We start from the raw sequence: 8,162 nt of genomic DNA on the forward strand, positions 1-8,162 counted from the left end.
GTCAGTGCAGGAGACTGCCCTGGAGTTCCGCGCGGAGTGCGGGGGTGAGGACGGCTCCGGCGCGGTCGACGAGGAGGGCCATCTCGTAGCCGACGAGGCCGATGTCGGAGTCGGGGGCGGCGAGGACGGCGAGGGCGGAGCCGTCGCTGATGGCCATGAGGAACAGGAAGCCCCGTTCCATCTCGACGACGGTCTGGTTGACCTCGCCGCCTTCGAAGATCCGGCTGGCGCCGGAGGTGAGGGAGGTGAGGCCGGAGGCGACGGCGGCGAGCTGGTCGGCGCGGTCGCGCGGGAAGCCTTCGGACATGCACAGCAGGAGGCCGTCCGCGGAGACCACCACGGTGTGGGACACCCCGGGGGTGTTGTCCACGAAATTGGTGATCAGCCAGTTCAGGTTCTGTGCGGCCTGGCTCATCTGGTTCAACTCAACGCTCCTGGTGATCTGCGCCGTTGCCGTCGTTCCGGCCACCGAAACTATCGAATCCGGGCTGCTGGGCACCATGCTGGACACCCGGCTGGTTGGCGGCCTGCTCGGCCCCGGCCCTGCGGCCCTGCTGGATGCCGCGGCGCAGGTTGGTCAGGCGGCCGCGGACCTCCTCGGGGGCCCGGGAGACCTGGGGGCCGGTCAGCGGAGAGGCCTCGGCGGTGCCGGAGACCAGGTTGGCCTGCGGGGTCCGCCGGGGGAGGCCGGACATGGTGACCCCGCTGGTCGAGGGCTCGCGGATCTGCTCGGCGCGGCGCCAGCGCTCGTCGTTCGCGGACGGACGCCAGGGCGCGTCGCCGACGCCCGGCTGCGGCGGCTGCACCTGCGGCTGCTGGGGCTGCTGCGGCTGGGGCTGAGCCGGCTGCGGCTGGGCCTGCTGCTGCGGGGCGCGGGGCGGCTGGGCCTGCTCCTGGAACTCCGGCTGGAACTCCGGCGCGGAGGTGCCGGGCCGGCGCGGCTGGTACGGCCGGGGCCGGGCCTGCGGCTGGCCCTCGGGCTGCTGCGGGGGCCAGGGCTGCTCGCCGGTCGCCTCGGACGGGCCGGTCGGCAGCGCCATCGGCTCCTGCCGCGGCGGCACCTGCTGCTGCGGGGCCGGGGCCTGCTCCGGACGCACCTGCGGCTGCGGCGGGTTGGGCACGTTCGGCAGCACCGGCTCCACCAGACCGAGGCCCAGCGGGTCGCGCGGGTCGATCTGGCTGGCCTCGAAGCGCGGCCGGGCGAACTGCTGGGTGCTCTCCACCGGCGCCGGTTCGGCCGGCGGCAGCGGCTGGGCCTGCTGCTGCGGCGGCAGCTGCGGCTGGCGGTCGCGCTGCGGGGCCTCCGGGCCGGGGCGCTGCGGGCGGCGCTGGCCCTGCGGACCCTGCGGACCCTGCGGGCCCTGCTGGCCGGGGGCACCGGGGCCCTGACGGCCGGGGGCGCGCTGCGGCAGACCGGCCTGCGGCGACTGCTGGCCCTGGCCCTGCCCCTGCGGCTGGCCCTGACTCTGGGCCTGCGGCTGGTTCTGCGGCTGCCGGCCCTGGGGCTGCTGCTGGTTCTGCCGGCCCTGCGGCATCGGGTTCTCGCGCAGCGCCTTGCCGACCTGGCGGGTCGGCAGACCGCCCGCGCGACCGCCGGGCGCACCCGGACCGGCCGGTGCGGCCGGAGCGGCGGGAGCGGTCGGGGCACCGGCAGCGGCGGGCGAGGCCGGAGCCGCCGGACCTCCCTGGCCGAGCTGCGGACGGCCGCCCTGCGGGGCGCCGCCGGCCGGGCCCTGGCCGAGCGCGGCCGGACCGCCCTGGCGACCGGGCGGCACCTGGCGCTGCTGGCGCGGCGTCGGGGCGACCCCGCGCTGCTGCTTGCCCTGGCCGGAGCCGGAGCCGGAGCCGGAGCGGCCGGGGCCGCGGCGCTCGGCGGAGTTGGTGACGTCCACCGGGAGCATGACCAGCGCGGTGGTGCCGCCGGAGTCGCTCGGGCGCAGCTGGATCCGGATGCCGTGTCGCAGGGACAGGCGGCCGACCACGAAGAGGCCCATGCGGCGGGAGACCGAGACGTCCACCGTCGGCGGGTTGGCGAGGCGCTCGTTGATCTCGGCGAGGTCGTCCGGGCTCAGGCCGATGCCGGTGTCGTGGATCTCGACCAGCACCCGGCCGTCCGGCAGCGCGTGGCCGGTGACCCGGACGCGGGTCTGCGGGCTGGAGAACGAGGTGGCGTTCTCCAGCAGCTCGGCGAGCAGGTGGACGAGGTCGTTGACGACGCGGCCGGCGACCTCGGCCGACGGCACGGCGGCGAGCTCGATGCGCTCGTACTGCTCCACCTCGGAGGCGGCGGCGCGGAGCACGTCGACCAGCGGGACGGGGCGGGTCCAGCGGCGGCCCGGGTCCTCACCGGCGAGGACGAGGAGGTTCTCACCGTTGCGGCGCATGCGGGTCGCGAGGTGGTCCAGCTTGAACAGGTTGGCCAGCTGGTCCGGGTCGGCCTCGCGGCTCTCCAGCTCGGAGATGAGCGACAGCTGGCGCTGGATCAGGCCCTGGCTGCGGCGCGACAGGTTGGTGAACATCGCGTTGATGTTGCCGCGGAGGAGGGCCTGTTCGGCGGCGAGGCGGACGGCCTCGCTGTGCACCATGTCGAACGCGTGGGCCACGTGGCCGATCTCGTCGGTGGAGTCGACGGCGACCGGCTCCACCGTGGTGTCGACGTCGTGCGGGTCGTTCTCGGAGAGGGTCTTGACCAGCTCGGGCAGTCGCCGCTCGGCGACGTCCTCGGCCGCGGCCTGGAGGCGGGTCAGCGAGCGCACCATCGAGCGGGCGATCAGACCCGCGCCACCGAGGGCGAACAGCAGCACCAGGGCGATCGCGGCACCGATGATGATGGCCTCGGTGTCGGCCTGGGACTGGAGGTCCTGGGCCTTTCCGTCGAGGTCCTCGATCAGCTTGGACTCGATCCGGCGCTCGGCGGTGATCTTGGCGCTGGCCTTCTCGTACCAGTCCTTGTAGGAGACGACCTCGGTCTGGTGGATGCCGCTCGGCTGGAGGATCGAGCGCGCGTAGCGGTCGGCGTCGGCGACCACCGAGTTGTAGCTGAGCTGGCCGCGCAGGTTGTCCAGGTCGTGAGAGGTGTAGATGTTGTTGAAGCTGGTGAGCGCGTTGTCGTAGGAGGCGCGCAGGCGGACGCCGAAGGACTCGTCGCTCGCACTGAGGTCGGGGCCCTTGGGGTTGGCCAGACCGGCGCTGATCAGCGCGCGCTGCTGCGAGGTGGCGTTCTTGGCGAGCGAGAACTGCTGCAGCGCGCGGGTGGAGACGAGCAGGTCCTTGTTGTCCGAGGCGAGCGCGATGTCCTGGGTGATGGACAGCAGGTCGCGGATGATCACGTCGTAGGCGGTGATCGTCGCCTGGATGTTCTGGTTGTTCTGGTACGGCGTGTTGCGCGCGTCCGCGATCGAGTTCAGGTCCCGGCGGAGCTGGAACAGCAGGGCCTTCCCACCCGAGAGTTCGAGGTTCTCGAACTTGTCGGAGGAGGCGGTGAAGGTGCGGCTGAGGTCGTCGGTGGCCTTGCGGGCGGTGACGATCTCGTCGTCCAGCGGGTCGTTCGGGCGGTTGGTGATGTAGCCGGCGCTGATGTCGCGCTCGGTCTGCAGGGCGTCCGCGAGGTTGGTCGCCTTCTTGGCCAGGTCGGACAGGTTGGCCATCTGGGCGAGTTGCTGGGAGTTCTCCAGCGAGGTCTGGATGCGCAGGCCACCGAGGACCAGCGAGACCAGGACGGGCAGCGCGAGCAGGGCGATCAGGCGGGTGCGGATGCGCCAGTTGCGCATCGCGAGCCGGCTCAGACCGGTGGCACGCCGTCTGGTCAGGGTGGTCCGGAGCTTGTCCCGGGTGGACTTCCGTTCCTCGCCGTCCGCCTCCGGACGGGCGGGGGACTCGGGCGTCACCGGGTCGGTCGGGCCGCCGGGGGCCGCCGCCTGTTGGGGGGCTGCCACAGGCTCGCGCGACTCCGGGTCACCCGCGGCGCCGCTACCCCTTTTGAAACGTCCCTGCACTGGCGTCGCAACCTCTGGACCGGGCGTCCCGCCGCGTCGCCACGGCCTGGACGGTGTCGAGTTTCCATCCGCCTCCCGGCCGGTCCGGGAGAGCGGGCACCGGGGTGGACTACTCCCTACCCACGGTCCGTCGCATTCCAGCACAGCCGGGGAATCCCAACAAGGGCCGCTGGGACCTATTGTCCGGCATTACCGACCGCATGCGCGGTTTCACTTACTGTGCGGTAACCGGACCGGAATACCGCCTTTTTCGGACACTCGCCGGATACATGCCAACCGGGCCGGAGATCTAAAAGAGTCGCAGACCTGCCGAAATGCCCCTTGTGGGTGCAATGTCGGGAAATTCCGTTGAGCCGATATGTCGGATATCTCCGATTTGCTCGCGAATTTGTGAGCAAAATCACAGCCTAATGTGTAGCTTTGGTCACGGCCTCTGTGGAATGAGATCTCGTAACCTGGCTGTCTCCGGAGCACGGCCCCGATCAGCCTGCCCAGAACCCCTCCGAATCAATCGGAATCACTCAGGCCGGTGCCGATCCGCCGCGATCCGCCCGGCCGCGACCACGAGGTGCTCTCGATGTCCCAGGCGAAGAAGGCTCCCAAGTCCACGCTGTCCTGCCGCCCCACGGCGAACCCGCGCCGGACGACGCTGGCCTCGGTCGAGGACTTCAGCAAGATCCCGGGCGCCCGCAAGCCCGAGGACGTCGTCACGTACTCCACCGAGCTGCCGGGCAGCACCGCCAACCCGCGCCGCACCCAGCTGATGGTCGCCCCGGTGGTCACCCCCCGGGACTGACCCCCGCCCGCGTTCCCGTCGAGGGCGCCGCGGACCCCGTACTCCGGGTGTCCACGGCGCCCTCACGCGTTTCCGGGCCCCGCCCTGAACAGGGGTAAAGCGGTCGGCCGGGGCCTCACGCGATAGCCTGGACGACGATTGACGGGGCCGCGCCCACCACGGGCGTGGCGCCCACCAGCGCCCGGGGGCGCCCCGGGCGGTCGACGAAGCGAGGGGTAGCCCAGCCGTGCGCATTGCCAGGTTTTCCGTCCGGGAAGGGAGCCCTGCCGCCGGCAGCGTCTCCTTCGGCGTGGTGGAGGGCGACCCTTCCCAGCCCGAATCGCTGGTGGTCCACGCGCTGGCCGGCCACCCGTTCGGCCAACCCCAGCCCACCGGCGAGAGCTACCGCTTCCAGGACGTCCGGCTGCTCAGCCCGATGCTCCCGAACAAGATCGTGGCGGTCGGCCGCAACTACGCGGCGCACGCGGCCGAGCTGGGCAACGACGTCCCGGACGTCCCGCTCACCTTCTTCAAGCCGTCCACCTCGGTGATCGGTCCGACCGAGAGCATCGCGTACCCGCCGTTCTCCTCGGAGGTCCACCACGAGGCCGAACTCGCCGTGGTGATCGGCCGGATGTGCCGCGAGGTGCCGCTGGACCGGGTGCCCGAGGTGATCCTCGGCTACACCTGCGCCAACGACGTCACCGCGCGGGACGTCCAGCAGCGCGAGGGCCAGTGGGCCAGGGCCAAGGGCTTCGACACCGCCTGCCCGCTGGGGCCGTGGATCGAGACCGACCTCGACCCGGGCGACCTCGCCATCACCTGCACGGTCAACGGCGAGCTCCGCCAGACCGGTCGCACCTCCCTGATGATCCGCTCGGTCGCCGAGCTGATCGTCCACATCTCCGAGGCCATGACGCTGCTGCCCGGCGACGTCATCCTCACCGGCACGCCCGCAGGGGTGGGCCCCCTCAACGTCGGCGACGAGGTCGCCGTCTCCATCGAAGGCATCGGCACTCTCACCAACAAGGTGATCAAGCGTGGCTAACACTGACCCGGCCGTCCGGGTTCGCTTCTGTCCGTCCCCGACCGGCAACCCCCACGTGGGCATGGTCCGCACGGCCCTGTTCAACTGGGCCTACGCCCGCCACACCGGCGGCACGCTGGTCTTCCGGATCGAGGACACCGACTCCGCCCGCGACTCCGAGGAGTCGTACAACCAGCTGCTCGACGCCATGCGCTGGCTCGGCCTGGACTGGGACGAGGGCCCGGAGGTCGGCGGCCCGCACGAGCCGTACCGGCAGTCGCAGCGGATGGACATCTACGCCGACGTCGCCCGTCGCCTGCACGAGGCCGGCCACGCCTACCACTGCTACTGCAGCACCGAGGAGCTGGACGCCCGCCGCGAGGCGGCCCGTGCCGCCGGCAAGCCCTCCGGCTACGACGGCCACTGCCGGAACCTGACGGACGAGCAGGTCGCCGTCTACAAGCTGGAGAAGCGCGAGCCGATCCTGCGCTTCCGGATGCCCGACAGGACCCTCTCCTTCGACGACCTGGTGCGCGGCACGCTCACCTTCGAGCCGGAGAACGTGCCGGACTACGGCATCGTCCGGGCCAACGGCGCCCCGCTGTACACCCTGGTGAACCCGGTGGACGACGCCCTGATGGGCATCACCCACGTGCTGCGCGGCGAGGACCTGCTGTCCTCCACCCCGCGGCAGATCGCGCTGTACGCCGCGCTCGCCGAGATCGGCGTCGGCAACGGCACCACCCCGCGCTTCGGCCACCTGCCGTACGTGATGGGCGAGGGCAACAAGAAGCTCTCCAAGCGCGACCCGCAGGCCTCGCTCAACATGTACCGCGAGCAGGGCTTCATCCGCGAGGGCCTGCTCAACTACCTGTCCCTGCTGGGCTGGTCGCTGGCCGAGGACCGCGACCTGTTCGACATGGACGAGATGGTCGCCGCCTTCGACGTCGCCAAGGTGAACTCCAACCCGGCCCGCTTCGACCTGAAGAAGTGCGAGGCGATCAACGCCGAGCACGTCCGCAAGCTGGCCCCGGAGGACTTCGCCCGGCGCCTGGTGCCCTTCCTCCAGGGCGCCGAGCTGCTGCCGGCCGAGCCGACCGCCGAGCAGCTGGACCTGCTCGCCAAGGTCGCGCCGCTCACCCAGGAGCGGATGGTCGTGCTGAGCGAGATCGTGAAGATGGCCGGCTTCCTGTTCGTCGAGCCGGAGAAGTTCGCCGTCGACCCGGACGACGCCGCCAAGGCGCTGACGGCCGACGCCCGCCCGGTGCTGGAGGCCAGCGTCAAGGCGCTGGAGGAGCTCGCGGACTTCACCCCGGAGCCGATCCAGGCCACGCTGCGCGAGGCGCTGGTGGACGGGCTGGGCATCAAGCCCAAGTTCGCCTTCACGCCGCTGCGGGTGGCCGTCACCGGCCGCCGGGTCTCGCCGCCGCTGTTCGAGTCGATGGAGCTGCTCGGCCGCCCCGAGACGCTGCGCCGGCTGCGCTCCGCCCTGGACGCCCTCCCGGCCGCCTAGGACCCGTCCGTACGGACCGCTGAGCAGGCCGCGGGCCCGGCTTCGTGCCGGGCCCGCGGCGCACCCGGAGGTCACCGGACGGCCTTCCCGTCGCTGCCTGCGGTTATCGATTTTGGAGCCAGGGCCGACGTCGGGTAATGTTCTTTCTGCGCCGCCCGGGAGGGAACGGACGAGGGAGCGAAAGCCCCCCGCCGGGACCGAACGAGAGGCGCAACGCCTGAGAAGATCCCGACGAGGGTTCAACTCTGGTGGGGTATGGTGTAATTGGCAGCACGAGTGATTCTGGTTCATTTAGTCTAGGTTCGAGTCCTGGTACCCCAGCGCAGTACGATCGACAAGATCGCACCGCAGTACAAATGAAGATCAAGCCCCCGTTGTGTAGCGGCCTAGCACGCTGCCCTCTCACGGCAGTAGCGCCGGTTCGAATCCGGTCGGGGGTACTGATCCCGCAAGGGATCACCTGGAAAGCCCCCGTTGTGTAGCGGCCTAGCACGCTGCCCTCTCACGGCAGTAGCGCCGGTTCGAATCCGGTCGGGGGTACTGATCCCGCAAGGGATCGCCAGGAAGCCCCCGTTGTGTAGCGGCCTAGCACGCTGCCCTCTCACGGCAGTAGCGCCGGTTCGAATCCGGTCGGGGGTACTTCAGAGCAGGAAGCCGATGGGTCCGCCCGTCGGCCCTTGCTTTGTGTTGGGGTATGGTGTAATTGGCAGCACGAGTGATTCTGGTTCATTTAGTCTAGGTTCGAGTCCTGGTACCCCAGCCAGAAATTGGAAAGGCCCCGGTCCCCGGGGTCTTTTTGTTTTCCGGGAAATGCCTGGAAGGGCCTCGCTCGACTCCTTGAGATCTACAGGA

At 70.9% G+C, this 8,162-nt stretch carries 5 protein-coding genes and 5 tRNA genes; 8 read left to right on the top strand and 2 right to left on the bottom strand.

Annotated elements, in window-relative coordinates; genetic code table 11:
- Position 1: 1 nt before the first annotated feature.
- Together J0670_RS22710 and J0670_RS22715 are read right to left on the bottom strand one after the other, a co-directional pair.
- Positions 2 to 415: a roadblock/LC7 domain-containing protein gene (locus tag J0670_RS22710; protein WP_030291361.1), complete on the bottom strand. Its 414-nt coding sequence runs from the start codon at positions 413 to 415 to the stop codon at positions 2 to 4.
- Between the two features lie 10 nt (positions 416 to 425).
- On the bottom strand, positions 426 to 3,935 hold the full coding sequence (locus J0670_RS22715) for a nitrate- and nitrite sensing domain-containing protein (protein WP_307806644.1): 3,510 nt from the start codon (positions 3,933 to 3,935) through the stop codon (positions 426 to 428).
- A 589-nt stretch (positions 3,936 to 4,524) separates the two neighbouring features.
- On the opposite strand from J0670_RS22715, the gene J0670_RS22720 reads away from it, so the two are divergent.
- The 8 genes from J0670_RS22720 (at position 4,525) to J0670_RS22755 (ending at position 8,073) form a co-directional block, all read left to right on the top strand.
- Positions 4,525 to 4,791 carry a hypothetical protein gene (locus J0670_RS22720; protein ID WP_307806645.1) on the top strand — a complete coding sequence of 89 codons (267 nt, stop codon included), beginning with the start codon at positions 4,525 to 4,527 and terminating at the stop codon, positions 4,789 to 4,791.
- A 226-nt stretch (positions 4,792 to 5,017) separates the two neighbouring features.
- Positions 5,018 to 5,818 (top strand): fumarylacetoacetate hydrolase family protein, encoded by an 801-nt coding sequence (locus J0670_RS22725; RefSeq protein WP_207813499.1) that lies wholly within the window; start codon positions 5,018 to 5,020, stop codon positions 5,816 to 5,818.
- Positions 5,811 to 7,310 (top strand): glutamate--tRNA ligase, encoded by a 1,500-nt coding sequence (gltX, locus tag J0670_RS22730; RefSeq protein WP_207813500.1) that lies wholly within the window; start codon positions 5,811 to 5,813, stop codon positions 7,308 to 7,310. The genes J0670_RS22725 and gltX overlap by 8 nt, the downstream gene beginning before the upstream one ends.
- Before the next feature lie 249 nt (positions 7,311 to 7,559).
- A tRNA-Gln gene (locus J0670_RS22735) sits at positions 7,560 to 7,631 on the top strand.
- A gap of 46 nt (positions 7,632 to 7,677) precedes the next feature.
- A tRNA-Glu gene (locus J0670_RS22740) sits at positions 7,678 to 7,750 on the top strand.
- A gap of 27 nt (positions 7,751 to 7,777) precedes the next feature.
- A tRNA-Glu gene (locus J0670_RS22745) sits at positions 7,778 to 7,850 on the top strand.
- A gap of 26 nt (positions 7,851 to 7,876) precedes the next feature.
- A tRNA-Glu gene (locus J0670_RS22750) sits at positions 7,877 to 7,949 on the top strand.
- 49 nt (positions 7,950 to 7,998) lie between these two features.
- Positions 7,999 to 8,073: transfer RNA gene (locus J0670_RS22755), tRNA-Gln, on the top strand.
- The last annotated feature ends 89 nt before the right edge of the window (positions 8,074 to 8,162 follow it).

This window comes from Streptomyces sp. FH025 (assembly GCF_017427025.1).
In the GTDB taxonomy this organism is placed as follows: domain Bacteria; phylum Actinomycetota; class Actinomycetes; order Streptomycetales; family Streptomycetaceae; genus Kitasatospora.

Excerpts from the sequence above, each read along its gene's own strand:
- J0670_RS22710 (WP_030291361.1), bottom strand. The coding sequence starts at position 415 with ATGAGCCAGGCCGCACAGAACCTGAACTGGCTGATCACCAATTTCGTG.